Source organism: Alkalimonas collagenimarina, assembly GCF_030717845.1.
GTDB classification, from domain to species: Bacteria; Pseudomonadota; Gammaproteobacteria; order Enterobacterales; family Alteromonadaceae; genus Alkalimonas; species Alkalimonas collagenimarina.
In genome coordinates this window covers 1-26,827 of sequence record NZ_JAUZVZ010000011.1, presented here as the reverse complement: position 1 = coordinate 26,827, position 26,827 = coordinate 1, and the positions used below count along the sequence as shown (strand labels likewise).

Below are 26,827 nucleotides of genomic sequence, written 5' to 3'. Positions count from 1 at the left end.
GCTGATGATTTACAGTTCCAGATAAGTTACCATCTAAATAATCAATGTATTCATGGTGAATTAATGGCTATCACAACCGAAGTTATCGAGGATATCCAACAACTTACCACTTTAAATTTTTCTTCTGACTTTTTTACAAATGCAGAGCTATCAACCGCTCTGTGTACCACTGCAGAGTGGTTGACTCATTGGCTCACTCATTACCTGACTCCGCAGGATAGACTTTTTATATGCTGCCATCGTCTAGGCTCGAAGTTTATCGCAATCTACCCGCTTTATCTAAAGAAAATTACTCTAGGTTATGAATTACGGTTTATTGGCACTGGTGAGCCAGAAGACTCAGAAGTGTGTAGCGAGTTTCAGGATTTTATCATTCATCCATACTACCTGAACGAGTCACTGACCTTATTTACTGAACAAGTACAACAGCTGGCAACATGCTATCGAATTTGCTTCGATAATATCTTATCAGACTCGCATTGCTTTCATTGGCTTAAGGGGTACACAAAAACAGGCTGGCGCAGCCAACACCAGCTTGTCGGTCAACGCTTTGTGATGCCTGTGGCCATCAGTGAAACTGATCAAATTAAACAGTTGGTTCAATCTGGCTTACGTCGCCATGCCCGACGATTTACCGAGCGACATGATATTGATGTGATTTACTGCAATGAACAGAACCAGTTAGAAGAATTTTTTAGCGATTTGATTCAATTACATAATAGCCACTGGCAGAGTCGCGGTAAAGCCGGCGCCTTCAGCAGCCAGAAATTTTGTAATTTCCATAAAAAACTTGCCAGTAGCATGCTACAACAGAAAAATTTATTACTTTTTAAACTAGTCTGCCAGAGCCAAACTATCGCTGTTTTTTATGGCTTTTATCACAACTTGACGTTGTACTACTATCAAAGCGGGATAAGCTCACTAAGCCCGCTACCAAATACCGGCATCGCGATCCATCTGATCGCGCTGCAGAATGCGAGGGAGAAACAGGTAGGTCACTACGATTTAATGAAAGGTCGATCCAGCAGCTATAAACAGCAGTATGTCGCTGCAACAACACCTGTCTATTCCATTAATCACTCTGTCTTCTGGCTTAGTGCTTTTCAGACGTTTCACAAGACGTTGCTTCCGTCCAGATTAAAGCGTTGGTCTCAAAGTGTACGTCTAGCATTTCAAAAGTCTTTCTCTAAGTAACTTAGCTGACTGTTTACTTCCTGTTGGGCTGCGGTAAAATGCATTTAACAAGGAAAAGCTCTGTAACTCTTCAAGGATGCCCACGTGAATACAGTACCAAGAGATAACCACTTTATATGGCTTCGCTATCTTGCTGCTTTTTCAATTGTGTTCTCCCACTCTCGTCAGTTCAATACCGCGCCGGCAGACTACTCTGATATTGTTGCTACGCTTACATGGCTATTTCCAGGCGTTCCTATTCTATTTTTTATCAGTGGTTTTTTGATCAGTTTAAGCTCAGCTCATAGTGCAAATTTTACCGAATATTTTATAAAGCGCGTTTTGCGTATTTACCCACCGCTATGGGCGGCTTTTGTGGTAAGTATCATTTTGTTGTTTAGCACTGGGATGCTCCCTTTGCAGGAGGTTAACTGGCTACACTTTTTCTTTTGGTGTATTGGCCAAGTGACTTTTATCTTCGTTTATCACCCAGAGTTTCTAAGCCACATTGGCACTGGGGTGCTTAACGGAAGCTTATGGGCTATTCCAGTTATACTACAGTTCTACTTACTAATACCCGTCTTAAAAAAAATAGATGAGCTTTGGCTGCAGCAAAATAAACCTCATCGTATTTATGTATTATTAGTAGCCTGCGCTTTGGTTAATATGGTTTTCCACTATCTCCATAATACAAACCCAAACATGCTGTTGAAAGTCATTCACTTCTTAACGATTATTCCCTGGCTCTTTTTCTTTGTTCTAGGTTATGTATTCAGCCGAGATTTCAATAGGATTATATCCCTGAGTAAACACTGGCTTCCATGGCTTATGCTTCATGTCGTTGTTTTCTTCAGCTTAAGAGAACTAGGCTTCCGCTGGGGAAGAAATGACATCAACCCACTGCTGTTTTCTGTTTTGGCACTCGTGATTATCCAGCTTGCTTTTGTTCCTAAAAGTAGCCTATATTGGTTTAATCGCTTAGAAACATTCCTTGCAAGGAATGATATTTCTTTTGGGTTGTTTGTGTACCATATGCTGGTATTAAATACGATGATCTACTTTGGCATATTTGAAAATTGCTGGTCATGCCGAATGCTTGTATTTATTTCAGTCACTATACTGGTATCAATCTTCAGCCTACTAGTATTGGAAAAGCCAATTAAAAACCAGAGAAGCAACTTAATCGCATTTTTTTCGAATAGGCTTAAGGTGACAAGAGACTAGTTGCTTTCTAGATGCAGCCTTACTCTCAAAGACAAGGCCATAATCTGAGATGGTTCTACCAATATGCTGTATTACGCTGAGCCTGCTCTGTATTATTCAGCTCTTGGGAAATTAAATCGGGTGTTAAAAATCAAGGCGAAAGCACCCTCCCAAATAATACTTAAGACTTGCAAAATCCAGATCTTTTGGTCGGCTTTGCACTCACTTCGCTAACATTTTAAAGATAATCAATTGGCTAGCATCAAAGACCTCGCTCAAATACCTGTTTCTTATTAAATAACCTCAAGGTTTTACTTTTCAGCTTAAGTGATCTTTCTTCTATGAATTGCCAAGACAGGTAGGCGAAAATAAAAGTTATAAATAATGAAACACATAGGAAGTTTAAAAAAACGATATCAGGGTTCACATACATTACTGCTTGCTGGACTGGAAAAGCATAGATGTAAATTCCGTATGAATAGTCGCCGTATTGGTTAAATTTACGGATAATACCAGTAGGAACGTATGCCAGGTAAAATAATACATATGACAGACTCAAATTATAAACTACAAAAAATGAGTCACTATGTAGCGAAGATATACACAACAGTATTGCTGATACAGCGAACAGTGTATGTGATAAAGGTATCTTTTCTTGATACTTATAGTAGGCGACACCTATGAAGAACATAGAAAAAAGCCTTGCATATTCAGAACCAAAATACCATACCGGAAATATCTTATAAAAATGATTAAAGAGATAAAGCCCCATTCCAATTATTGGGATCAATAGATAGATTACTTTCGTTGGGAGCCTTATCCACCTCATCTCACAAAAATGAAGTAAAAGGCCGACAATAACTAGAAGTGCATATGCTCTAACCTCAAAAGGGAGCGTCCACAAAGAGCCGTTCACAGTGTTCGGCCACGGTAGCCCTGCGAATACTCCGGGAAGAGTGGCTTCTTCCCCAAAAAAGAGAATTAGGTTTTTAAAAAAATAAATGTACGTCTGAGAATTGGTAAAGTAGTGAGAAAGCGGTAATGTTGTGAAGATAGGTCCTAAAATTAAAACGGTGAGCAGCAGACAAATAGCTAAAGCAGGGTAAATCCTAAGAACCCGCGCTTTTACAAAGTTAGTTAAGTTCTTTCGATTAAATAAGCTGCCTGCTATAAGAAACCCACTTGAGATAAAAAACAAATCAACAGCTACTGTTCCTAATGAAATCCCAACTAAACTTTTCAGTGGGTCCGACCCACTAGATCCATAAAATAATGGGTAACAATGACTGAACAAAACAGCAGTTGCAGCAATAAATCTGATTAGATTAAAGTTGTTATCCCTACCAGATGCAAAATTTGAAAGTGATGTATTCATATTTAGCGTTAAACACCGTTGTAGTCTATTTTCAGAAACCAAAACCTAAGCATAAAGCGCCAAATAGCTTTTGATGCACGTTGTTTGCTCAAAGATTCGGTGAAACCTTTGCTCACCAGCTTTTACCAAGGCATGCCAGTGATTATCAGCTAATAATTGTTGCAACAAACAACTTAATTGATTTGCATCAGGGTATAAGAATAGCAGACCACTCTTCTGATGCTCTACAATCTCAGCGTTACCACCCACATCTGTGGCGATTACCAAACAGCCTGCTGACAGAGCTTCCAGCATAACTAGCGACAAGCCCTCTGTCTCTGAGGTTACCACCAAAACATCAATCGTTTGGTAAATGCGGGATTTATCCATTTCCAAACCATGGAAAGTAACAGACATATCCTGCTGCAAGGGTTCGGCTTGTCGGCGACAATCATCTAGCAGAGGCCCGTCACCAAAGAAATGGACCTCAAAAGCCTGTCGCTGGTCAGCTGTCAGTTGTGCAAGTGCTTGTATAAGTAGTTTTTGTGCTTTTAAAGGCACAAAACGACCCACCTGTCCTAGCCTGATGACACTGTTATTGGTTCGGTCCGGTCGGGGAGCTTCTACCTGTTGAATGCCGTTGTAAATTAATATGCTTTTTGCTTGAAAGGCGGGATAAGTTCGCAAAAAGTCTTGTCTGGCAATATCGGCAATAAATACAATGTTGCTTAATCTAATGGATGCCAACCGATAAATCAGCCTCCACTTGAACGAGCGATGCACTACTGTGTTATGGCGAGTGTAATACAGCCGACTATCACGCTGAAACAGGGACGCCAATAGAATGGAAAAAAGGCAATGACTGCTATGAATATGTACTGCATCGAAGCGCTTTAACAGACGCCTTAACTGCAGAAACTGCTGCAATCGACTTGTCTGGTTCACGTGGTGAATGGTAATACCTTGGTCAGCACAGCGCTGACAAAGTGTATCATCCGAGCAACCAAAGCTGAGGATATCAGCCTGGACTGAGGGTCGTTGGTTCATGGCAGCAGATATATCCACCACAAACTGTTCTGCCCCCCCCATATTCAGACTACTGACTACATGTAAGACTTTCATGCTACTTTCACATCCATGTGTGCATACCGTCTAGTCCTGAGGCTGCAGTTGAAACTCCTGCAGAATTTTAGGCATAGTCAGCTCCAACGGAATAGGCTCAGCATTATGTTGGTGACTTCGCCCTTGCTGAGATACCCAAAACACACCATGCGGGTGATGCATGCCACTTTTCAGGCTATCTGCCAGGTAAAATACTTCATGAAAATCCAGCGTGCGACCATTGAGCTCTAACGTTGCCTGCGGATCGACCTCTTTATAGATGCGACAACCACCAAACACATCATGACCTTCCAACCGCAATGAGAACAGTGGACCATCATTAAAGGTTAATGCTTGTAAGCGCTCAAAGTTATCTTTTGCTGCAGCCTCACTCTCACAGAGCAAGTGGAACTGATGCGACATAACCGGACTGACTTTTTGCACCCCCGTTAAACCGAACATTGCAGGAATCTTTTGCATGTCATGCGGCCGGTAAAAGCGCTTACCGCCCTCTTCATCTTTCAATGTATAGGGCTGCTGGCTAAGTGCAGACGACAAAATGACCACAGTATCTTTGTCGGCCATTTTGAATACTTCACCGATTAATTCATCATGATTTTTGTAAGCGTGCAGCACGGCACCACCATATTTTTCAATCTCAGCCTGGGTTGGCTTCAATGGAAACTTCTCTGGCTCCATGTAACGCCAGAATTTATGCTGAAAATGCGCGGTGCTATTGGAGAAAAAGGTCGCAAAGTGCGGTTTTTGCTGCTGATAAATATGCTTAAACACATCAAATTGTAGCCAATCGAGTACGGTAGCTTTTTTCCAGCGGTCATCCGCTTTGGTCAGTTGCTTCCACAGCATAGCTGCCAGTTTTTTACTGGTTTTAAAGCTCAGGCCATGTCGCAGCATAAACCAGAAAAACCGGACGTAATCACCGGCTGAAAGCGTAAAGTTGGTATTACTGTGCTCTTGTACGTTGGCACGGACAAATTGATAAAAAGGCTGCAATGAATGAGGCGAAGCCAACACATCAATGCTCCAGGGATCTGGCAATGCGGTAATTTTGGAGTCAGCGGCATCCCATTTGGTATTCATGCTGCCACACAACCAACTGGTTTTATTGTGCTTGGCCAATACATCCCAGATGGAGTCATGTTTAAGGTTTTGGGCTTGGCCCAAACGAAACACCTGATGCTTTTCAAAAGGTAAGCCGGTGTGCAAAGTCACCCATTGGATCCAGGGTTCAAGATACTCTGTTTCACAATTCGCGTCAGTCACATACACATCAGCACTTTGATACAGCTTTGAAAAGTTTGGCAAGTCACCCGACTTCATAAAACGTTCGAGGAGTTCGGGGCAAAGTTCGTTGAACTCCAATAAAATTACTTTTTTACTATCATCCATAATTAAACTCCTAGTCATTCAAATTGCTCTTTCCCTGACCACAAAGAGCTTGCTCTATTCTACATCAAATCAGTCTAAGTTCACTTGTCCTAATCAACAAAACGACTAATTTTTGTTCTAAGTCATATCTGTTACGAATTCAATTCAATATACCACGGCATAGCCTGCTCCAGGCCTTGGCCAATCCGAAACTCTGGCTGATACCCCAGCTGTTGCTGTGCTTTGCTGATATCGGCCTGTGAGTGACGCACGTCGCCGGCACGAAAATCCCGATACACTGCTGCTTTCGGATAGCTAATTCCTTGTTGCTGTAAGCATTGCTTAATCGAGGAGAACAGCTGATTTAAGGTGGTACGATCCCCTACCGCTACGTTAAACACTTCACTGCTTTCTAGTGGAGTGACAGCAGCCAGAATATTCGCTTGCACGGCATTGGCGATAAAACAGAAATCCCGGCTGGTTTCGCCATCGCCATTAATGGCGACATCATCACCGGCTATCATCGCAGCCGTCCATTTTGGAATCACTGCAGCATAGGCCCCATTAGGGTCTTGTCGTGGGCCAAATACATTAAAGTAGCGCAAACCAGCACTATGAAACTGGTAGGTACGGGAAAATACATCGGCATAGAGTTCGTTGACGTACTTGGTGACGGCGTAAGGCGACAATGGCTTGCCAATGTTGGCTTCTACTTTAGGTAGCGCCGGATGGTCGCCATAGGTAGAGCTAGAGGCTGCATAAACAAAGCCACTGACCTTTGCATCACGGGCTGCGATCAGTACGTTCAGAAAACCGCTAATATTCGCTGCATTGGTGCGGGCAGGATCTTCTATCGAACGAGGCACCGAGCCTAAAGCTGCCTGGTGCAACACATAATCGACATCGGTGCAGGCCCGGTTACAGTCATCTGCGGAGCAAATATCACCCTCGATGAACCGAAAGCGTTGCCATTGTTCTGCCGTAACCAGTGCTTGCACTTGATCCAGGTTACGCTGAAAACCGGTGGCAAAGTTATCTAAACCAACGACCACTTGATCGTGCCGTAGTAAAACTTCCAGTAAATTTGAACCAATAAAACCGGCACAACCAGTGATTAACCAACGCTTTGGTTGTTGCTTTAACTCATCCAGTACCTGTTGGTAACGTGTCATCCGAAATCCATCCTTGTTATTAAAAGCGTAACTCTACCTGGGCCGGGTCAAGCATGTACTTTAAGTCATATACCACATGGTTTTCTTTGGCAAAACCCACTATTTTTTCTGTACCATAGTCTTTAAAGATCTGATGCGCCACCGCCAGAATCACTGCGTCGTAGGTCGTTGGTTGTAATTCACTACACAATTCAATGCCGTATTCACGCTTCGCTTCATCTGCTGCCACCCAGGGGTCAAATACATCGGGCAGCATGCCGTAATCTTCTAACTCCCGCACCACATCAATGACTTTAGTATTGCGAATATCCGGGCAGTTTTCTTTGAAGGTTAATCCCAGCACCAGCACCCGGGCACCCTGTACCTGAATACGCTTTTTCAGCATGGTTTTCACCAACGACGACACCACAAACTTAGGCATGCCATCGTTGATACGACGCCCCGCCAAAATCACTTCCGGGTGGTAACCAATGGATTGTGCTTTGTGCGTTAAATAATAGGGGTCTACCCCGATGCAGTGCCCGCCAACCAGGCCTGGCCGAAACGGTAGGAAATTCCATTTGGTTCCTGCCGCCAGTAAAACTTCTTCGGTATCAATATTTAACTTGCTGAAAATCACCGCTAACTCATTCACTAAAGCAATATTGAGATCACGCTGGGTATTTTCAATAACTTTAGCCGCCTCTGCGACCTTGATACTACTGGCTTTATAGGTACCGGCCGTAATAATACTGGCGTACACTTGATCCACAAACTCGGCTATTTCGGGCGTTGAGCCGGAAGTGACTTTCTTAATGCTGGTGACCCGATGCTCTTTATCGCCCGGATTAATTCGCTCAGGGCTGTAACCTGCAAAGAAGTCTTGATTGAAGCGTAAACCAGAGATCCGCTCAATCACCGGAATGCAATCCTCTTCGGTTGCACCGGGGTACACGGTAGATTCATACACCACAATATCCCCGCGCTTGATCACTCGACCTAACGTTTCGGATGCTTTGATTAACGGGGTTAAGTCAGGTTGGCGATGCTGATCGATAGGTGTTGGTACCGTCACAATATAAAAGTTTGCCGCCTGCAAGTCTGCAGCATCGCTACTGAAGCGAAGCAGGCTGGCCGCAGCCAGTTCGTCTTTATCCACTTCAAGGGTATGATCAATGCCCTGTTGCAACGCTTTGATACGATTGGGCTGAATATCAAAACCCATGGTGGGGTATTTTTTACCGAACTCGACGGCCAGAGGCAGACCAACATAGCCGAGGCCGATAATGGCGATTTTAACGTCTGATAATAAGAATTCGCTGTCCATAGTGTGTCCTGATACTGACGAAAGTTAATTAAGCTAGCACATTAAATGGCGTTGCTGGTTTGCCGCTTCGTAATGGCATCGACAATGCGCTGGCAGGCTTTGCCATCGCCATAAGGGTTGTGTGCCACACTCATCTGCTGATACCAGTTTTCATCATCCATCAAGCGCGATACTTCGTGAATAATGGTATCTGCGTCGGTGCCAACCAGTACAACGGTTCCTGCAGTCACCGCTTCTGGACGCTCGGTGGTTTCACGCATGACCAGTACAGGCTTGCCCAGTGAAGGTGCTTCTTCCTGAATACCACCAGAGTCGGTCAGCACCAGATGTGATTGACGCATCAGGTAAACAAATGGCAGATAATCCTGTGGCTCAATCAGATGAATGTTGCTGCGCTCGCCCAGCAAACGAAACACAGGTTCGCGTACATTGGGGTTAAGGTGCACCGGGTAGACAAAATCACAATCCGGGTATTTTTCTGCCAATGTTTTGAGCGCGGCGCAGATGTTTTCAAAGCCAGAACCAAAACTCTCACGGCGATGGCCGGTAATCAGCACCATGCGCTTATCACTTCCGCCCCAAGGTAACCGTGTTGCCAGGTCGCTAAAGTCTTCCGGTGAATGATCGAATTTAGCCACCACTGACAACAATGCGTCTATTACGGTGTTACCGGTCACTACTATGGATGCATCGGCTTTGCCTTCAGCCAACAGGTTTTGTCTTGAGCTTTCTGTTGGTGCGAAATGCAGCTTGGTAATCACACCGGTCAGCTGACGGTTTGCTTCTTCTGGCCACGGGCTGTAGAGGTTACCGGTTCTTAGGCCCGCTTCCACATGGCCAACCGGGATTTTTTCATAGTAACAGGCTAAAGCGGTAGCAAAGGTGGTGCTGGTATCGCCATGCACCAAGACCAAATCAGGCTTAAACTCGCGCAATACGGCTTTGATGCGCTCCAGAATATGGATAGTGACATCAAACAAGTCTTGCCCGGGTTTCATAATATTGAGATCAAAGTCGGGAGTAATATCGAATAAGGCCAAGACCTGATCCAGCATCTCACGGTGCTGACCAGTCACGCAGACCTTGTTGTCAATTTGAGGCTCTGCATTCAGGGCGGTTACCAGCGGAGCCATTTTAATGGCTTCAGGCCGGGTGCCAAATACAGTAAGAGTTTTGAGCATAACGTCAGCTTCCTTGTTAACTGAGCCCACCGACAATGTAGGGGCGTTACCTGTAATCCAACTGGTACAAAGGCAGCTCAGCCAAAGCTTGATTGATTTGTGCCAGCATTAATTGATATTGTTCGGATTCGATTGTATCAAAGTCTTCCCGGAAAGTATCGTATTGGATCCCTTCTGGAAATAGCGAAAAATCGGGCAATAGCTCTGCATCGGTTAAACCGTTTTGCACGATAAACTGCTGAAGTGCTCGGGCCGTTGCTTCCGAATACAGGGCAATTTCAGCGAAGCGCACACCGGCTTTATCCGCCAGTAAATCCACAAAGCTAAAGCCACTGCCACCGGGGTTGGTATCCAATAATTCTTTCATTTCACCCGCTAAAAAACCTATATCACGATTGGTGAGTGTTTTGATGGCGGCTGAATAGACAAAATGCTGCTGTAAATCCAGCCGGCCAGCTAAAGTAACCCGTTGACGGCTTTGTGCAACAGGTTGTTTAGTTCGTACATCACCTAATATCAGTTCTAACTTAGAGGAACCAAAAAAAACAGCAAGTGCAAGTAAAGCAGCCTGGTTTTCTTCAATCGCCGAGCGCGAGCCATTATTATCCTGATACCGCCTGGAGGCTTCTTTGAAAAGCACTTCCAGATAACCAGAAAGCGCCGTACCGCCTGATTGCGAATTAACCAGAGTTTGATAGTAATGTTGGATATGTTCAGGATCGCCATAGGGCTGCCACTGCTCCCTAAACCGATTTAATTGGCTGAGCTGTAATTGCTCCGGCACTTGATAATGCAAAATCAGCGTGTCGTGCTCAAAAGTGACTTCATGAATAGCTGCGCGCAACTGAGTCGCCCCGGCAGGCTTAAGCAATTGATTGCCTATTCGCTCTGCAGATGATAACACCAACCAACCGGGTAAACGTAAACGTCCAATTCGAACCTCATCGAGCTTAAGTCCCTGTTTGGACGGTAACACCAAAGCTGAGACATTCAGGTAGAGCCGCTGCTGAAACAAAGGAGCACTCATGGCGACAATCATTTGATGATTGGCAATATTCACGCGCCCTTGTACTTCGGGATATATCCTTCGGCCAATTGCAATTAGCGCATTGGCTTCATCGGACGTTATTTGAAACTCGGTTTGATGGTAGGCCCGACGTAGCCGGGTCGCTAATTGTTCTGCATTGCTGGCAACCTCAGGCGTGACCGTTTGGCTGGATGAAACCAGAGGTTGAGTCTGGATCATAAACAATAACAGTATAAAGGTCAGGACCAACACTGTAAGAAGGATCTTAAATAGGATTGATAGCAATTTTCCCACGGCAGAAAAGCTCCCTGTCTTTTGCCTATCTTATAATGACATGACCACCGAGCAATAAAACCCGAACTCCAGACAATCGCAGACAGTCTATTCTCTGTTTTGAATGCTGTTAAGAGGGTAGCGAGGGTTGGCATTGACCTTTTAGAAGCAATAGTTTAGCCTAGCTCAAGAAGTTATTAAAGGATTAATACTGTGGCTCATAAGGATCCTGCCCTCCCACTGCGGCAGTCAGTTTTTATTTTATTGCCCATCGCGCTTATTTTTGCGTTGTTCTTTCTTGCCAACCCAAGCATCATATCTGATCTGCGCTCCTACAGTTTTGATGACGGAACATACTCACATGCCTATCTCATCCCCTTCGTCATTCTTTATTTGTATTGGAATGCGGCGAAACAGCATGAACTGATACCACGCTGGAATACGCTTTTTTTCATTTTATTTTTAGGTTCGTTGCTGTGCTTTTTACTGCTGCAACTGGCTCAACAAAATATTCTGAGCCGCCTGTTACTGCCATTGGTGGTCATTTTTGCCCTGTTAAGCCTGTTTCGTGTATCAACCAGTGTTATCGTCCCTGCCAGTTTACTGTGGTTTATCACGCCGATTTGGATGGCCATTAATGGTCTGCTGCAAAAAATATCGGTGGTGGCCGTCACAGAGATAATGAAGTGGACAAATGTGCCTACCTTTGTTGAAGGTAATTTTGTTTATATTCCAGCCGGCACCTTTGAAATTGCCGATGGTTGTAGCGGGTTACGTTATTTTATTGTATCGCTGGCTTTAAGTGTCATTTTTTCGTTTTTAAATCTTAAACGCGTACGCAGTATTGTGCTGTTCTTTACGGTGGCCATTATAGGCTCCATGATCACCAACTGGATCCGCATTGCGTTGCTGATCCTGATTGGCGACTACACCGATATGCAAAGCTCATTGATGGATGACCACAATACCTTTGGCTGGTACCTGTACGTGCCTTTTATTGCATTGCTGTTTTATTTTGGTAGTTTTCTGGACCGTGATACCAGTCAGAATAGTGAGGCTGCGTCTGAAAATAGTGACACTGCGCCTGAAAAAGCAGCCTCACAAGTCACAGTGTCCGCATTAAAATGGCCCCATTACCTGTTGGTATTGCTGCCTTTAGCCGTGTTTTCAACACTAACTACCAATATCATCAGCCAGACGACCCCACGCTACCCCATCCATGCAATTGTGGTGGAGAGTAAGCCCCAAAGTGCTGATTTCACCGGGATAAGCCCGCGTATTTTTCAATCTGATCAGTATGTTCATCAACAAAGGATGGTGGGACAGCACCGGGTGTTTGCTCAGCATTATCATTTTAGTGGCACCGATGATTCACGGCGCTCAAACTACTACCTAAATCAGGTTGTCCCGGATGGCTGGAGGACACAACGCCAGCGTAACGAACACGATGGCGCCTGGTTGTGGGTGCAATCAGCCAGTGGCCAACCTGGCCTGATCTACTATTGGCATCAGGTCGGCCCGCATCGGGTTGTATCTGGCATGAACATTCGGTTAAAGCGGCTGCAGCAAGCGTTATTGCTGAATCAGCAGACAGAGTTATACTGGTATTTTATTTATTGTGATACAGCGGATTGTGAGCCAGAACAAAAAGCCGTTCTTCAACTGGTTTCATCACCAGAGATGGCTCGGTAAACAAATGATATTTTTTTAAGGAGCAGTTTCATGCAGGGTTTATCAAAGGTTGCTGTCATTGGGCTGGGTTACATTGGGCTGCCGACAGCAGCTGTTATTGCCTCACGAGGAGTGCAGGTTCACGGTGTTGATATCTCACAACATGCCGTTGATACCATAAACCAAGGTAAAATTCATATTGTAGAGCCAGATTTGGATATGCTGGTTCAGGCAGCAGTATCTACCGGTAAGTTGAAGGCATCAACCGAGCCGGAAGCGGCCGATGTCTTTATGATTGCAGTACCAACCCCCTTCCAGGGCGATAAAAAGCCGGATTTAAGCTATATCGAAGCTGCTATCAATACCATTGCGCCTTTTATTGAGAAAGGCAATTTGATTATTCTGGAGTCTACCTCTCCGGTGGGTACCACAGAAAAAATATCGCAATGGTTATCCGAGCTTCGCCCGGATTTAACCATGCCACACCAAAACCCCGACCAATCCGATGTATTTATCGCTCATTGTCCCGAGCGCGTTTTACCAGGTCAGGTTTTGCAAGAGTTAGTCAGTAATGATCGCATCATCGGTGGTATCAGCTCGCGCTGTGCGCAAAAAGCGATGGAGTTGTATCAATTGTTTGTCCGTGGAGAGTGCCTGCTCACAGATGCTCGCACCGCTGAAATGGCCAAACTGACCGAGAACTCATTTCGGGATGTTAACATTGCCTTTGCCAACGAACTTTCAATGATCTGTGATCATCTCAAAATCAATGTATGGGACTTAATTCAGCTGGCTAACCGCCATCCGCGAGTCAATATTTTAAACCCGGGCCCGGGTGTCGGTGGTCACTGCATTGCAGTTGACCCTTGGTTTATTGTCGACTCTGCTCCAGAACAAGCAAAAATGATACGCTTGGCTCGTGAAGTCAATGATAGCAAGCCTCTCTATGTGATTGAGCGAGTCAAAAAAGCAGCAGATGAATTTAAAAAACCCGTGATCGCCTGCTTAGGTTTATCATTTAAAGCAGATATTGATGATTTACGTGAAAGCCCTGCACTGGATATAGCTGTTGAGCTCACAAAACAGCAAGTGGGCGAAGTATTATGGGTAGAGCCTAATATTCACTCACTGCCTAAAAAATATCAGCAACACAGCTCTCAGTTGGTCAGCTTGCATGAAGCGTTAGAGCGAGCGCATATACTGGTGGTGTTGGTCGATCATAAACTCTTTAAATCTTTGAAGTCAGGCGACGTTGCCGCTAAAGTCGTCATCGATACCCGGGGCCTCTTTGGCTAACTGCCTCCTTAAGGAGAGATAACAATGAAAACAACACGGTTAATTCCAAGCTTGGCCATACTGGCTATGCTCACCGCATGTGGCAAAAAAGACAGTGCTGAGCATTACCTTGATGCCCAAAACTTTCTGGCCAACCAGCAATACAGTGCAGCGGTAATAGAGCTTCGTTCTGCAGTGCAACAAGATCCAGATAATGCCAGCTTTCGCCTGGCCCTGGGGCTGGCATTGATGGGTGCCGGCGATATCACATCAGCCGAGCGAGAGTTAGAGCGAGCATTGGAGTATGGTACTGCCCATGAAGATGTTGCCTTGCCGCTCATCCAAAGTCATTACATGCTGTCAAATCATTCAGCCGTCATTCAATTGCTGACTGACTCTACTGAGCTTAGCCCGCGGACACAAGCACTGCTTGATAGTTACCGGGCGCTGTCTGAATTGGAGTTGGGTGATACGCCGGCAGCCATGGTTCACCTGGAGCAGTTAGCTGCTTCTCCCGAAGCTGATGTCAGTGCTTTTGCGCAAGCTTTCCTCTATTTATCCAGTCAGAATGCTGAAGAAGCCATGAGTAGTTTACTGACCATTGGTAGCGATAGTGAGCTCTACGCTGAGTCGCTGTTTATGCAAGGTAAAATTCAGCTAAGTGATGAAAATTTATCTGACGCGATTACCAGCTTAAATCACTACATTGAGTTGGTACCCAGTGCCCACCTGGCTCGACTATTTTTAGCGCAAGCCTATGTCCGTAACGATCAATTCGATGAAGGTGAAAAACATCTAACGTTATTATTGCGCTTGTTTCCTGATCAACCGCTGGCAAACTACTTGCAAAGTATTATTACATTTGCCCGGGACGATTTTGAAAATGCCAAGATGCATAGTGAAAAAGCCGTCCGTCATGGTTTAGTGGGGACCAGAGCCAGAGTTATTGCTGCCCTGTCGTCTGTTCAGCTCGGATTAGAATCCCAGGCGATGGGCCATCTGGAACCAATTAAAGAGCAACTGCATCAGTTCCCGGCAGCACAACGTTTATACGCTATGCTGCAGCTCAGAGCGGGCGATGCCGAACAAGCACGCAGTATTCTGGCTGAAATGCCGGAGGATGAGCAAGACTTGCAATTGATTGCTTCAACTGCGTTTGAGCTGGTGCGTCGCGGTTCCATTGATACGGCTCAGGATTTGATTAGTAATTATCAGCAACAGCACGCACAAGATGCATCCAGCCTGACGACTTTAGGTACCATTAAGCTTGGTATTGAAAGCCAGCGTGATGCAGGGATCCGTGACTTAGAACAAGCATTAGAGCTGGACCCAAGCATTAACCAAACTCGATTAGTGCTGGCTATGACTTATTTGCAACAAGGTGAGTTTGAAAAAGCATCCGATTTAGCCGATGGCTGGTTGCAAGATCCTGAAATGGAAGTCGCTGGTTACAACCTAAAAGCCTACACTCACTTTTTGCGACGTGAGATGGCTCCTGCCATGGAGCTGACCAATCAAGCGTTAAGCATCAAACCAAACAACCCCTTTTCATCATTACTGCAAGCGATGGTGAAAATGCAGCAAGGTGAGCAAGCAGCAGCTAAGCAGCAATTAGTCACTATGTTAGATATCCACCCGACCTACTTAGCTGGCTTAGAGCAATACTATATTGTTAGCCGTCTTGATGGGGATACGACTGATGCAACCCGCCGGATTGAGCAGCTCTTTAAAAGTAACGAGCAAGTCTACCCTGCCCGGTTGATGCGAGCCCGGGTGGCGCATGATCAAGAGGACTATACCCTCACCGTTGAGCTACTGAATGATGTCAGCACATCAGGACAAACCTTACCGGCCATGCATCATTTAATCCTCATTGAAGCCCACCAACGTATTAACCGTGCTTCGGCTGCTGTCCGTATAGCAGAGCGCTGGTACCGTCAGGCGCCACAGGATATTCAGGCTGGTTATGCCTATGCCAATGCACTGACAGTAAATCAGGAGTTTGATAGTGCCTTGAAATTGGTTAATGAGTTAGTGCAACTTCATCCAGGTAATCGCCAATTAGTAGCGGCTCAGGTTTCGTTATTGGCTCAGTTGCAACGACCAGACCAAGCACTGGCCATTATTAATAATTTACCTGCAGAGCAGCTGCAGAGTGCGAATATTCAGTTTATTAAAGGCCGGTTAGAATTAATGAACAACAATATGTCAGCATCTCTGCAAGCATTTCAGGCAAGCTATGCTAATGAGCCAAGTGCAACGACAGCTTTGTTTATCGCAGATCTTCTGGCTCAACTTCAATCCGAACAGCATGCAAAAGATTTTATTGAGCAGCACATCAGCCAACATGGTCCGGATCACAACCTGCAAACCTATCATGCCAATTTACTACTGAGCTCCGATACTGAGCAATCGATGTCGATGTATCAGCAATTGCTGGCTGAAGAGCCTAATAACATTGTCGCATTGAACAACTATGCCTGGCTGTTAGCAGACAACGGCAAAGCAGAGGAAGCTAAGCCATACGCAGAGCGAGCGATTGAACTGATGCCAAACCATCCTGATATTTTGGATACCTACGGCAAAATTTTACTGATGCTTGGTCAGCATCAGGATGCCTTGCAGCAATTTGAGAAGTCATTAAGTACCCGGCCGGAACACCCGGAAGTACAATTGAACTATGCAGAGGCACTGAGTAAAACGCAACAGCATGACAAAGCACGGCAGGTTCTGGCAGACATACAGAGTGATGATCCAAAAGTCATCAGCCGCCGCACTGAGCTACAAAATCAACTACCCTAAACATTAGAACAGGAAGCACAGCAAAGGGAAGATGGTGACATCTTCCCTTTTTTATACCTCATAACGGATACTGAAACCTATTAGGCTATTTCAAGTGCGAGTGGTTCTGCGGCGTTTAATTCGGCAGCAACTTGCTCACTGACATGATCAAAAAAAGGCTTGAACAATGGCTTTATATTGGCGATTAGATCATCCTTATACAAAATGAACGGCATGCGGATACCATGATAGTCAATCATATCTCCCGCCGATTGAAAGTAGATGCCCGTTCGATTTAGATGCTTCATCAGCCGAGGTTCCATCATAGCAATCAAATACTGAATGGAGTCTTGTTGTGAAAAATACGCAGCCAAAGCAAAATACAGGCAAGTCGCTATATGCGAAAAGCTCTTCAACTCATCTTGGCTAAAGTTATAAGTCTGATGATCGAGGTAAGCATGTTGATCAAGCGTTATACGGCGTCGAAACTCGGCTCGTATTGCAATGCGGGATACCTCGGAGTAATCACCACGGCGTAAACCAATAGGCGTAATGATTTGCTCGTTCAATGCGTTTTGGCAAAAGACTTCTGACGGTAACCGCTGTTTGTGAGCAAACTCATCAAAAGGCAGTACGCAACGTGCCGTACCTGCACATAAACCGCTGCGGCGATGGCGTATCAGGAAATGTTGAGCGTGCGTATCAAATGGATCGCGCTCCAGAGGTTGCTTGAACTGAGTGACATCTTCATAGCCCAGCTCTTCACAGTACACCTGATAACGGATTTTATAAACTTCACGCTTTAAGGCTGGTGAATCGGCAAACACCAGTTCAAAATAATCGAAGAAATTATTAATAAATCGTCCCCTCAAACGATAAAACTGCTCACAGTCTTTATTTTATATCTTATCTAAATGATTGTTGTGACTGTGTATTCAGTGAACATTGAACACCTTGGCGAATATGTTCAAAAAGTACTCGAATATCATCCTTGAGGTTGGCAATCAGGCTTGCCTTTTCCACGACAAATGGGGCTCGTTGACCGTTAAAATCAATCACACTACCCACTTGATTAAAATAAATGCCAACACGGGATAAATGCCGTGCTAGCCTTGGCTCCATAAGTGCCATCACAGATTCTAACTCAGTTGATTCAACAAAGTAAGCCGCTATGGATAAATATAACCCAACTGAAATAAAAGGAAAACACCTTGGGTCCCATTCTTGAGGAATAACTGAAACATGGGTCTTGTACTGCTCATCGGGCCGCCGCCTGAACTCAGCTCGCACGGCTAAACGCGATACCTCAGCACAGCGTCGCGCCGACAAATAAAGGTGCTCAGTACTAGGATGTAGTATCGTCTTGCAGTAGTGCTCGATCGGTAACAGCTGATCGCTGTGTAAAATAGGATCGCGAGGTAAGATAAGCCGGACTGTGCCAGCAAATTGCCCGGAAGCTTTATGACGAATTAAAAAGTGTACCGAATGCAAATCAAAATCGTCCAGCTCCAATTGTCTTATAAAAAAGGTTTTATCCTCAAAGCCTAATTCTTCACAATAGACTTGATAGCGAATGGCATAGGCTTCTTGTTTTAACTCGAGGCTATTTGCAATCAGTACATCAAAGTATTGGAAAAAATGCTGATTAATAGGGGGCTGCGCCATAAAACGACCGCTCTTCAGTTGGGTCACATTGAATTTTACTCAATAAAAAACCAGTCACAAGGACTGGCTTTTTAATCAACGAGTGAAGCTGATAAAATTAAGCAGCTTTGTTGTTGCGACGACGACGAGCTGCGAAGCCCATGCCCAACAAACCAACACCTAAGATAGCTACTGAAGTTGGCTCTGGTACCTGAAACGAGACGTCAACTGAAGGCAAAGTAGTTGTACGAGTGTAGGTATCAAAACCATCATCATTTACACCAGCAAATTCTGGCACATTACCAATACCAAAGATATCGCTGTTGGCAAAGCCCCAAATGATTTCTGAATCAAGCAGTGTCTGAGCGAAGTCACGACCAAACTCATCATAAAAGGTTTCTGCGTAAGCAAAGGTCACACGGCCAAAGACTTCGATACCTACTGAGCCTCCACCTGGCACACCTAAGCTTGAACCAATAACATCAAGTGATAATGCAGTAGTACAGACATTCATTGCATCACAGATATTGAAGTTTACGGTTCCGCTGTTGAAAACACCAAGGAAGTCTGCGCCAACGACCTGAGTTACACCTTCAAGTTCCCAATCAACGTTCATGCCCCAAACGGAACCAAAACCACCGAAGTTGCTTCCTGGGAAAGATAATGGATTCAGGTTACCAACCGTGGCAAAACCAGAATCTAATACTGTATCGCCTGTAGTTACACCTGCAACACCGTCATCATCAATATAGGTTGATGTTGGGCTAAAGGTATTAAACGTCATACGGTTAAAGTAATCAGTTTGGTAAGTACCTGCAACTGCACCAAGTATACCTGATGCATCAATCTGAATTTGAGTGGCTTGAGCGGCGCCCATGCCAAGTACACTTGTTGCTGCGATTGCTAATGCTAATTTTTTCATTTCTATTTCCTTAATCGAACATGAAAACCATTGTTACGATTAAGAATGCACGAGCCGTGCCAACTAATTAATATTTTTTTACCCATTAAAAATCAATGGCTTACACATCTTCAAAAAGTCAGGCTAAAGCCATGTGTAAAAAAATCAGACGCTTTTTACGGCTTGCTCTTTGGTGACCACTCTTTTGGCGATAGCAAACATCAACCGTGGAAGTAATCCCCTATTACCAAAGGGACGCCAGGTCTTTTTCAGCTTATTGCGATAGGCATCAAAATGCAGGCCATAAGGCGCAGCGATGACATCGCCACGACCAAGCAAAATTTTTAATGCAAAGGTGGATGCCATGCCAGCGCATAACTGCACACCCATAATGGTGGAAGGCCCCTTTCGGGCTTTGAAGTCTACCCTGCTTTTATCGACCAAGTAGGGCATTTGTAGCATGGAGGGCGATAAACCAATTAAAAATTGAATGTACTGATCCAGTTCGGAGCGACCTTCAAAACAAAAGTACTGCTCATAATCCATTTGGCCAGGCATAAAACACAACACAGCACTGCCCATACCAAGCGGTGCAGCGGTAACAATAGGGATTTTCTTTCGCGTACAGACGGCAAAAACCAGCTTGCGGGCTGACAAAGCGAAAAAATCCAGGCTATCCACATACAAGTCGACACCATCCAGAAAAGCTTCAACGTTCGACTCATCGATGCCTTCGGGATAACTGTTGATGGTTAGCTCAGGATTGATATCTTTCGCTAGCCGCTCCATCACTTCGACTTTATCTTGATCAATCGTCGACATCATGGCCCCTGCCTGACGATTAAAATTGTGTACTTCGAACTGATCAAAATCAGAGATATTGAAGTGGCTGATCCCCAACCGCGTTAAGGTAAGCAAATGGGCACTACCAACACCTCCTGCTCCGGCAATAGCCACTTTGGCCTGACGCAACTTTTGCTGCTCTTGCTCTGTAACCCAGCCAATATTGCGTGAAAATGCTTGTTGGTAATTAAACATGAATGCCTCGTCGAATTGCCGAAAAGATGACAATCAAATTAAAGCTAGTTAGTTGATGGATGCTGCCGATAATTTATTGACTGTAAAGTTGGATCCTGCCCTTTACTTTGCGAGGCAGTCGGTGGCTTTAAGCCGCCAGATAATATCAAATCATGCTCTACAGATTCCAATAATTTTAAATAGCCCGAGCTAAGATTATTTCTTAGCTCACGTGCATCAATGTAATAAGGCGCTCGTTTACCATGAAACTCGATGACTTTTCCTATCGGCTGAAACTTTATACCCACAAAGGTCAGACTTCGTGCTAGCCGTGGCTCCATCATAACAAAACCATGGTAGCGTTTCGTTTGCATAGCCATAGCCGTTGCCGCCAAATAAAGACAGATGGCAATGTAAGGAAAACAACGTAGTTCAGTTTCAGAAAAAACTTGCTCGTTGATGGCACCTGTAGCTGCCCCTTTGAACTGATCGATTGCACGTTTACGGAAGTTCTCCGGCACGGCCAACCGGGATATCTCACAAATGGAGTGGCGCGGGAAATTTGCCGGAGATAATTCAGGATGGTCAATGGCTTCACCGCAAAATTGTTCCAGCGGTAATAACTCGTGCGGGCTATTCGAGCCAATGAGCCGGACGGTGCCTGCAAGGTTCTTAGAGCCAAGATGCCGTACAAAGCAATGAATAGCGCGGTCATCAAACTCATCGCACTCTTCATGGCTTTCTTTTACATCTTCAAAATGTAGCTCTTCACAATAAACCTGATGCCGCAAACGATACACTTCATGCTTTAAATCATCGTCGGTAGCAATTTGTGGCCGCAGATACTGCGAGAAATGCCGGGAGATCACCTTAGCATCATTGCTTGCCAATGAAGTCATAGCCCTTTTTACAACGCCACCAATAATCGGCTTCTCTGCAAGAGTTCTCAATTTTTTCATGGTGCTATCATCGGATGTTCAGTGTTAGTTCAGCTAATCTTTAGTATGGCTGTAGTTTAGTTGCGAAGCCAGTTTAATTTTAATGGAATCACCTGCATTGTCGTTTCGTAGCCCAAACGTAATAGCTGCAGCTTGGTTTCCAGCGGCAAACTGAAATCGACCGAAGATACATCGCCGGTATTAATCAGTACCGTATTATGCCAATACTCAGCATGAACATATTCACGAGACACGGCATTCATAAAGGTTTGGATCAACATGTTGATGTAGGACACCAAAGGGAAGTATCTATTTTTTATAACCGGACGATCTTCTGAATCGCTTTTCAGGCGAAAACAAACGGCGGGTACTTGCCGGCCCGACCAATTCTGATGCAATGCATCCTCCGATAAGATCACCCCATCAGCCATGATATGGCTTTCAAAGCTCTTAAAGGAAAACAACAAAGGGATCGACATCGAGTAACGAATGGCTTGAGAGATTTTTATATGTGGAGTCAGCTTTTTATTAAAAAGAACGGGCCCTCCGCCGTTAATATCAGTCGCGAGTACATGCAAATCCAACTCGACATCGGCAAAGGTTTTGCCTTTTAATTTGTCGTCCAGCCAGTGCTCAAATCGATTGCCGTCCGACACCCCCCCAGTTCTGAGCAATGACCAGAATGAGAACTCTTTAAACTGCTTAAAATCCGTTTCCATAGCCAGTTTTTTCATTGCATCCATCGACCAGCCAACAGCATAGAGGGCTGCAATAATACTCCCCCCTGAAACACCGACTAAATGGTTGAAAGACAGCTTCATCTCTTTTAGTGCCATCAATATACCTATATAGCAGCATAACCGGGTACCACCACCGGAAAAAATAGGTACGATTTCCCGTTCGAGAGGCTGAACAAGCATAATGCGATCCTTTTTGATCTGTAGCGATGTTCTGCTTTTGCAAAAACGGCACAATGCGATACACTCAGAGATGTTCGATTCTGCCTTTACCCCGATGAGTTTAGTCCAAGGATGATAAAAATGCGTTTGCTAATTGGTTGGATCCTCTTCTTTAGTTGCTCACTTCAAGCATCAGCCCTTGTAGAGCTGATCCCCGAAATCAAGCCTTCTGTGGTGGCTATTGCCATACACAACCCAACAGCATCGCCCCGGATTCGATTTATCGGCACTGGGTTTGTTGTCGGTAACGGCAAGCAGGTGGTTACAAACTATCATGTGATTGGCAGAGCTTTAGACGAAAGCCGACGAGAAGCCTATGTCGTGGTATCTGGCAATGCTAAAAATATTACCGTCCACCCCATGATCAATCGTCGCAATGCACCCCAGTATGATTTGGCGATCATGGAGATTGAGCAGGCATTACCCGCCTTGCCATTGGCAGATGATAATACATACACTGCCGAAGGCACGCATATTGCCTTTACCGGCTTTCCTATTTCAAGTGTTTTAGGGCTGTACCCCGCCACCCATCAAGGCATTATCGCGGCTGTGACGCCGATAGCGATTCCAGCCGATAACTCCAGAGATTTAAACATTCAAGCGCTCCGTCAGTTGCGCGAGCCCTATTTAATCTATCAGTTGGATGCGACGGCCTATCCTGGTAATAGCGGTAGCCCACTGCTCAATGTCAATACCGGCAAGGTCGTGGGCGTGATTAATATGGTGCATGTTAAAACCACCAGAGAAGCGGTATTAAGTGATCCCAGCGGGATCAGTTACGCCATTCCAGTCCGACATGTTCGTGAGTTGCTGCAACAGCCGTAAGCACAGGGATCATCATGACCGATTTTTGGAGCCAGCTGGCACTGGATAGAATTGGCTTTGGCTTAGCTACGGCAGGCTATCTTTTCTTCTTTGCTCTGTTATTAACGGTTAAAGTCCGCAATGTCCCGCGAAGTTTGTTGATGGCATTTTCATTAGCAACTGCTTGTTGGGCGTTCAGTTATGCCGCTTTTTCAATCATTCCCTATCAATCTTTGGTATCCATTTGGCTGGAAAACATTCGCCTGCTATTGATCATGCTATTTTTGTACGCCGCTTTGCACATCAGTCAAAACTCATTAACGAGTTTTTTAAGGCGAAAAGCGGTCTGGCTGAGCGGCTTAGCAATGCTCGTTTGGACCTTAACCGCACAATATGGCCTGATTTCGTTGAACAGTCAGGTCAGTGGTCAGCTTTTATTGACGATTTTTGTACTGGCTTTGCTCGAGGCCTTATACCGAAAAGCTGGTGAGGCTCGCTGGCAATTTAAACCGCTGATTTTTGCGCTTAGTATTTGTGTGTTATTTGATTTTGTCTTATTGGCAGAAGCCACCTTATTTCAACGCATAGATAATGAGCTCTGGGCTACACGAGGCTTTATTCATGTCTTAATGATACCGCTGCTGGTGATCTCAGTACGCCGCATTAAAGCCTGGAATATCCGTGTCTATATCTCGCGGGATATTGTTCTGCAAAGCTCACTGGTATTAGGTGCTGGTGTCTATTTGTGTTTGTTGGCTCTGGCTGGTTTTTACATCCGCCTTAGTGGCGGAACCTGGTCGCAATTACTGCAAGCTGTTTTCGTGGTACTGGGCTTTGCTATTTTAGCGGCTTTGGTCTTGTCAGAAGCAATTCGCCGCCGTTTAAAAGTCTTTATTGAAAAAAACTTTTTCGAGAATACCTTCGATTACCGGGTTAAATGGCTGGAACTCACGCATCGCTTGCGGCAAATAGATGTCAATAAAGACGATGTGCATCAACAGTGCCTTATGACTTGGTTGCAGGCGGTTGGCTACACCAGAGGCGCTTTGATCCGTGTGAACCAACAACACTTGCATGTACTGGCGTTAAGCAATCGTGAGGCACTCACACCGCACGAGCATGCTATTTTAGAGCACTACAGAACAGAGTTTCCCGATAGCAACTGGATGATCGATCTGAAACAACCCAATGATCCCTTTGTACAAAGTTTGTCGTTCTCTATAAAGAACATCAATACTCAGCTCATCATCCCTATTCGCTCTAAAGAAGGCTTGTGGGGTTTGTGTTTAATGAATGCCGAAAGCAATTTGCAGTTGAAATTGAATTGGGAATTGCGTGATTACCTCATTGCTGTGACGGAACAAATTGCCAGCTATCTGTTTTTACTGGAAGCCAGCCACAAGCTGATGGAAAACGCCCAATTTGCTGCTTTTAACCGAATGTCTGCTTTTGTGGTGCATGATTTAAAAAATATCAAAGCCCAACTTGATCTACTGCTTAAAAATGCTGAAAAGCATCGCGATAACCCCGAGTTTATTGCCGATGCCTTTGATACCATGGCAGCTACTCAAAGCCGCATGCATAAGATGCTGGCCCAGTTGATGAATAAAGAGCGTACCGAGGATCAGGGCTCACGTATCAATGTGGCTGCTGTGATACAGCAACTGATCAATGAGCGCTGTAAAGGGCAGCTCCCACTGCCTGAACTGATGGTTGAGCATGACTCAAGGCTATCACTCGATAAAGAGCGGTTTAGCAATGTATTGTTTCATCTTATTGATAATGCCCAGTACGCAACTCAATCAGATGGGCAAGTTCAACTGCACTTATCGCATGACGACAGCTTTATGATTTTAAAAATACAAGATACCGGTTGTGGCATGAGTCAGGACTTTATCGAGCACCGGCTGTTTAAGCCTTTTGATTCGACCAAGGGAAATGCTGGCATGGGGATAGGAGCTTACGATGCATTGCTGTTTGCTCAGCAGTTGGGGGGGCAATTGCAGGTCGAAAGCCAAGCGGGTGTGGGGACTACCTTTACCATGCAACTTCCATTAAACTAGAATCTGTTCAGTTTTAGTGCTGAAATAGATCAAGCACCTTCATAAGAACAATGAAGACAAGGATTGTGCCATGAAAACATTATTAATTGTTGAAGATGACCTCGGTATTCAGAAGCAGCTGAAATGGAGCCTGCCAGATTATGAACTGGTATTCGCTGAAGACCGCAGTTCAGCCCTGACTCAAGTGAGACGGCACGAACCTGCCGTGGTCACGCTTGATCTTGGGCTACCGCCTGATGCCAGCAATGCGTCTGAAGGCTTGGCTTGTTTAACCGATATTCTGGCCATACACCCTGACTGCAAAATTATCATCATCACTGGCAGCACTGATAAAGAGCATGCACTCAAAGCCATTAATTTAGGTGCCTACGACTACTACCAAAAGCCGATTGATCCGGATGTGTTGAACGTTATCCTCGCCAGAGCTTTTAAGTTAACCGCGCTAGAGCAAGAAAATCAAAGCCTGCGTAGCTCAGGTTTGCATCAGCAAGATATTATCGGCAACAGCGATAGTATTTTAAAAGCCTGCCGCATGGTCGAGAAAATTGCACCGACGGAGATCACCACCTTATTGCAAGGCGAGAGTGGCACGGGCAAAGAGGTCTTTGCCCGTAGCATTCACAAGCAGAGTCCTCGTGTTGATAAACCTTTTGTTGCTATTAACTGTGCGTCTATTCCTGAGAACCTGTTGGAAAGCGAGCTGTTTGGTTACGAAAAGGGCGCCTTTACCGGTGCCAACAAAACCACCCTGGGTAAAATTGAATGCGCCAGCGGCGGTACGCTGTTGCTGGATGAAATCGGTGATATGCCACTTAGTTTGCAAGCAAAGATGCTGCGTTTTTTGCAAGAGCGTGTCATAGAGCGTCTGGGCGGCCGTCAGGTGATAGAAGTGGATGTACGTGTGATCTGCGCCACCCACCGCAATCTGGCCGATATGGTTGCTGAGCAAACGTTCAGAGAAGATTTGTATTACCGTATCAGTGAAATGACTTTGTTTATCCCACCACTACGTGACCGTGGCCATGATGTGGTGATCATCGCGAAGGCCTTGCTGCATAAGTTTAATCAAGAGTTTAAAACTCAGGTGCATACGTTTTCTGAAGATGCCATTCAGTCGTTATTGAGCCACCGCTGGCCGGGCAATATTCGCGAACTACAAAACAAGCTCAAATCAGCCGTCATTTTAGCCGACAGCAAACAAATCACCTCCGAAGATCTTGGCCTGCAAGCGAATCAGGAATCGAGTGCTCCCAGAACCCTGCGAAAAGTGCGGGAAGACGCAGAAACACAAGCTATTCGCGAAGCCTTTGCCTTGAGCAATGGCAACTTATCCAAAACGGCCGATCAGCTGGGTGTTACCCGCCCTACTCTGTATTCATTGATCGATAAGTACCGCATGCTGGATTTGCGTAACAACGAAGTGACTAGTGACTAGTGTTGAATGTTTAATGTTTAATGTTTAATGTTTAATGTTTAATGTTTAATGTTTAATGTTTAATGTTTAATGTTTAATGTTTAATGTTTAATGTTTAATCACTAATGATAGAGTCTCCGATTTAGGATTTATCAATGATAAAAAAACCCGCCAGCTGGCG

21 protein-coding genes are annotated in these 26,827 nt (G+C 45.0%); 8 read left to right on the top strand and 13 right to left on the bottom strand.

The features are described from left to right. The first annotated feature begins 63 nt into the window (after positions 1-63). Together Q3O60_RS09175 and Q3O60_RS09170 are read left to right on the top strand one after the other, a co-directional pair. Positions 64-1,194 (top strand): GNAT family N-acetyltransferase, encoded by a 1,131-nt coding sequence (locus tag Q3O60_RS09175; protein ID WP_305893626.1) that lies wholly within the window; start codon positions 64-66, stop codon positions 1,192-1,194. Positions 1,195-1,278: 84 nt separating this feature from the next. After that, positions 1,279-2,397 (top strand): acyltransferase family protein, encoded by a 1,119-nt coding sequence (locus Q3O60_RS09170; RefSeq protein WP_305893625.1) that lies wholly within the window; start codon positions 1,279-1,281, stop codon positions 2,395-2,397. 241 nt (positions 2,398-2,638) lie between these two features. On the opposite strand, the gene Q3O60_RS09165 is transcribed toward Q3O60_RS09170, so the two are convergent. The 7 genes from Q3O60_RS09165 to Q3O60_RS09135 all read right to left on the bottom strand — a co-directional run bounded on the left by Q3O60_RS09165 (position 2,639) and on the right by Q3O60_RS09135 (position 11,125). Further along, positions 2,639-3,751: an acyltransferase family protein gene (locus Q3O60_RS09165; protein WP_305893624.1), complete on the bottom strand. Its 1,113-nt coding sequence runs from the start codon at positions 3,749-3,751 to the stop codon at positions 2,639-2,641. A 45-nt stretch (positions 3,752-3,796) separates the two neighbouring features. Continuing rightward, the gene (locus tag Q3O60_RS09160; protein ID WP_305893623.1) at positions 3,797-4,852 is read right to left on the bottom strand and encodes a glycosyltransferase; all 1,056 of its coding nucleotides are present in this window, start codon (positions 4,850-4,852) and stop codon (positions 3,797-3,799) included. A 30-nt stretch (positions 4,853-4,882) separates the two neighbouring features. Further along, positions 4,883-6,241 (bottom strand): alkaline phosphatase family protein, encoded by a 1,359-nt coding sequence (locus Q3O60_RS09155; protein WP_305893622.1) that lies wholly within the window; start codon positions 6,239-6,241, stop codon positions 4,883-4,885. A gap of 131 nt (positions 6,242-6,372) precedes the next feature. Further along, positions 6,373-7,392, bottom strand: a complete 1,020-nt coding sequence (locus tag Q3O60_RS09150) for an NAD-dependent epimerase/dehydratase family protein (protein ID WP_305893621.1) — start codon at positions 7,390-7,392, stop codon at positions 6,373-6,375. A 19-nt stretch (positions 7,393-7,411) separates the two neighbouring features. Next, on the bottom strand, positions 7,412-8,698 hold the full coding sequence (gene tviB / locus Q3O60_RS09145) for a Vi polysaccharide biosynthesis UDP-N-acetylglucosamine C-6 dehydrogenase TviB (RefSeq protein WP_305893620.1): 1,287 nt from the start codon (positions 8,696-8,698) through the stop codon (positions 7,412-7,414). Between the two features lie 41 nt (positions 8,699-8,739). Then, positions 8,740-9,879, bottom strand: a complete 1,140-nt coding sequence (gene wecB / locus Q3O60_RS09140; RefSeq protein ID WP_305893619.1) for a non-hydrolyzing UDP-N-acetylglucosamine 2-epimerase — start codon at positions 9,877-9,879, stop codon at positions 8,740-8,742. A 46-nt stretch (positions 9,880-9,925) separates the two neighbouring features. Further along, a complete protein-coding gene (locus Q3O60_RS09135; protein ID WP_305893618.1) occupies positions 9,926-11,125 on the bottom strand; it encodes a YfiM family lipoprotein in 1,200 nt (399 codons plus the stop codon). 267 nt (positions 11,126-11,392) lie between these two features. Here Q3O60_RS09135 and xrt point away from each other — a divergent pair, with 267 nt between their 5' ends. Genes xrt through prsT form a run of 3 tightly spaced genes read left to right on the top strand, consistent with a single transcriptional unit; the run spans position 11,393 to position 16,927 of the window. Then, positions 11,393-12,871 (top strand): exosortase, encoded by a 1,479-nt coding sequence (gene xrt / locus Q3O60_RS09130; protein WP_305893617.1) that lies wholly within the window; start codon positions 11,393-11,395, stop codon positions 12,869-12,871. 30 nt (positions 12,872-12,901) lie between these two features. Next, positions 12,902-14,146 carry a UDP-N-acetyl-D-mannosamine dehydrogenase gene (gene wecC / locus Q3O60_RS09125; RefSeq protein ID WP_305893616.1) on the top strand — a complete coding sequence of 415 codons (1,245 nt, stop codon included), beginning with the start codon at positions 12,902-12,904 and terminating at the stop codon, positions 14,144-14,146. Positions 14,147-14,170: 24 nt separating this feature from the next. Next, complete coding sequence (gene prsT / locus Q3O60_RS09120) at positions 14,171-16,927, top strand: XrtA/PEP-CTERM system TPR-repeat protein PrsT (RefSeq protein WP_305893615.1); 2,757 nt, start codon at positions 14,171-14,173, stop codon at positions 16,925-16,927. A gap of 80 nt (positions 16,928-17,007) precedes the next feature. On the opposite strand, the gene Q3O60_RS09115 is transcribed toward prsT, so the two are convergent. The 6 genes from Q3O60_RS09115 to Q3O60_RS09090 form a co-directional block, all read right to left on the bottom strand. Next, entirely contained in the window at positions 17,008-17,778 is a 771-nt protein-coding gene (locus Q3O60_RS09115) for a PEP-CTERM/exosortase system-associated acyltransferase (protein WP_305893614.1), read from the bottom strand. 34 nt (positions 17,779-17,812) lie between these two features. Next, on the bottom strand, positions 17,813-18,571 hold the full coding sequence (locus Q3O60_RS09110; RefSeq protein ID WP_305893613.1) for a PEP-CTERM/exosortase system-associated acyltransferase: 759 nt from the start codon (positions 18,569-18,571) through the stop codon (positions 17,813-17,815). A 97-nt stretch (positions 18,572-18,668) separates the two neighbouring features. Next, on the bottom strand, positions 18,669-19,472 hold the full coding sequence (locus tag Q3O60_RS09105; RefSeq protein WP_305893612.1) for a PEP-CTERM sorting domain-containing protein: 804 nt from the start codon (positions 19,470-19,472) through the stop codon (positions 18,669-18,671). Between the two features lie 144 nt (positions 19,473-19,616). Then, complete coding sequence (locus Q3O60_RS09100; protein WP_305893611.1) at positions 19,617-20,489, bottom strand: ThiF family adenylyltransferase; 873 nt, start codon at positions 20,487-20,489, stop codon at positions 19,617-19,619. Between the two features lie 44 nt (positions 20,490-20,533). Further along, on the bottom strand, positions 20,534-21,427 hold the full coding sequence (locus tag Q3O60_RS09095) for a PEP-CTERM/exosortase system-associated acyltransferase (protein ID WP_305893610.1): 894 nt from the start codon (positions 21,425-21,427) through the stop codon (positions 20,534-20,536). Positions 21,428-21,483: 56 nt separating this feature from the next. Beyond that, the gene (locus tag Q3O60_RS09090; RefSeq protein ID WP_305893609.1) at positions 21,484-22,326 is read right to left on the bottom strand and encodes a patatin-like phospholipase family protein; all 843 of its coding nucleotides are present in this window, start codon (positions 22,324-22,326) and stop codon (positions 21,484-21,486) included. Positions 22,327-22,446: 120 nt separating this feature from the next. Here Q3O60_RS09090 and Q3O60_RS09085 point away from each other — a divergent pair, with 120 nt between their 5' ends. The 3 genes from Q3O60_RS09085 (at position 22,447) to prsR (ending at position 26,667) form a co-directional block, all read left to right on the top strand. After that, entirely contained in the window at positions 22,447-23,190 is a 744-nt protein-coding gene (locus Q3O60_RS09085) for a S1 family peptidase (protein WP_369812654.1), read from the top strand. Between the two features lie 14 nt (positions 23,191-23,204). After that, positions 23,205-25,232, top strand: a complete 2,028-nt coding sequence (gene prsK / locus Q3O60_RS09080; protein ID WP_305893607.1) for an XrtA/PEP-CTERM system histidine kinase PrsK — start codon at positions 23,205-23,207, stop codon at positions 25,230-25,232. A 70-nt stretch (positions 25,233-25,302) separates the two neighbouring features. Further along, complete coding sequence (prsR, locus tag Q3O60_RS09075) at positions 25,303-26,667, top strand: PEP-CTERM-box response regulator transcription factor (RefSeq protein WP_305893606.1); 1,365 nt, start codon at positions 25,303-25,305, stop codon at positions 26,665-26,667. The last annotated feature ends 160 nt before the right edge of the window (positions 26,668-26,827 follow it).

What these genes read in the sequence shown, in the direction of transcription:
- wecB (WP_305893619.1), bottom strand. Translation starts at nt 9,879, where the DNA reads ATGCTCAAAACTCTTACTGTATTTGGCACCCGGCCTGAAGCCATTAAA.
- Q3O60_RS09095 (WP_305893610.1), bottom strand. Translation starts at nt 21,427, where the DNA reads ATGAAAAAATTGAGAACTCTTGCAGAGAAGCCGATTATTGGTGGCGTT.
- Q3O60_RS09090 (WP_305893609.1), bottom strand. Translation starts at nt 22,326, where the DNA reads ATGCTTGTTCAGCCTCTCGAACGGGAAATCGTACCTATTTTTTCCGGT.
- Q3O60_RS09100 (WP_305893611.1), bottom strand. Translation starts at nt 20,489, where the DNA reads ATGTTTAATTACCAACAAGCATTTTCACGCAATATTGGCTGGGTTACA.
- Q3O60_RS09135 (WP_305893618.1), bottom strand. Translation starts at nt 11,125, where the DNA reads ATGATCCAGACTCAACCTCTGGTTTCATCCAGCCAAACGGTCACGCCT.
- tviB (WP_305893620.1), bottom strand. Translation starts at nt 8,698, where the DNA reads ATGGACAGCGAATTCTTATTATCAGACGTTAAAATCGCCATTATCGGC.
- Q3O60_RS09160 (WP_305893623.1), bottom strand. Translation starts at nt 4,852, where the DNA reads ATGAAAGTCTTACATGTAGTCAGTAGTCTGAATATGGGGGGGGCAGAA.
- Q3O60_RS09175 (WP_305893626.1), top strand. Translation starts at nt 64, where the DNA reads ATGGCTATCACAACCGAAGTTATCGAGGATATCCAACAACTTACCACT.
- Q3O60_RS09105 (WP_305893612.1), bottom strand. Translation starts at nt 19,472, where the DNA reads ATGAAAAAATTAGCATTAGCAATCGCAGCAACAAGTGTACTTGGCATG.
- Q3O60_RS09165 (WP_305893624.1), bottom strand. Translation starts at nt 3,751, where the DNA reads ATGAATACATCACTTTCAAATTTTGCATCTGGTAGGGATAACAACTTT.
- prsK (WP_305893607.1), top strand. Translation starts at nt 23,205, where the DNA reads ATGACCGATTTTTGGAGCCAGCTGGCACTGGATAGAATTGGCTTTGGC.
- Q3O60_RS09155 (WP_305893622.1), bottom strand. Translation starts at nt 6,241, where the DNA reads ATGGATGATAGTAAAAAAGTAATTTTATTGGAGTTCAACGAACTTTGC.
- Q3O60_RS09085 (WP_369812654.1), top strand. Translation starts at nt 22,447, where the DNA reads ATGCGTTTGCTAATTGGTTGGATCCTCTTCTTTAGTTGCTCACTTCAA.
- wecC (WP_305893616.1), top strand. Translation starts at nt 12,902, where the DNA reads ATGCAGGGTTTATCAAAGGTTGCTGTCATTGGGCTGGGTTACATTGGG.
- prsR (WP_305893606.1), top strand. Translation starts at nt 25,303, where the DNA reads ATGAAAACATTATTAATTGTTGAAGATGACCTCGGTATTCAGAAGCAG.
- Q3O60_RS09110 (WP_305893613.1), bottom strand. Translation starts at nt 18,571, where the DNA reads ATGGCGCAGCCCCCTATTAATCAGCATTTTTTCCAATACTTTGATGTA.
- Q3O60_RS09150 (WP_305893621.1), bottom strand. Translation starts at nt 7,392, where the DNA reads ATGACACGTTACCAACAGGTACTGGATGAGTTAAAGCAACAACCAAAG.
- prsT (WP_305893615.1), top strand. Translation starts at nt 14,171, where the DNA reads ATGAAAACAACACGGTTAATTCCAAGCTTGGCCATACTGGCTATGCTC.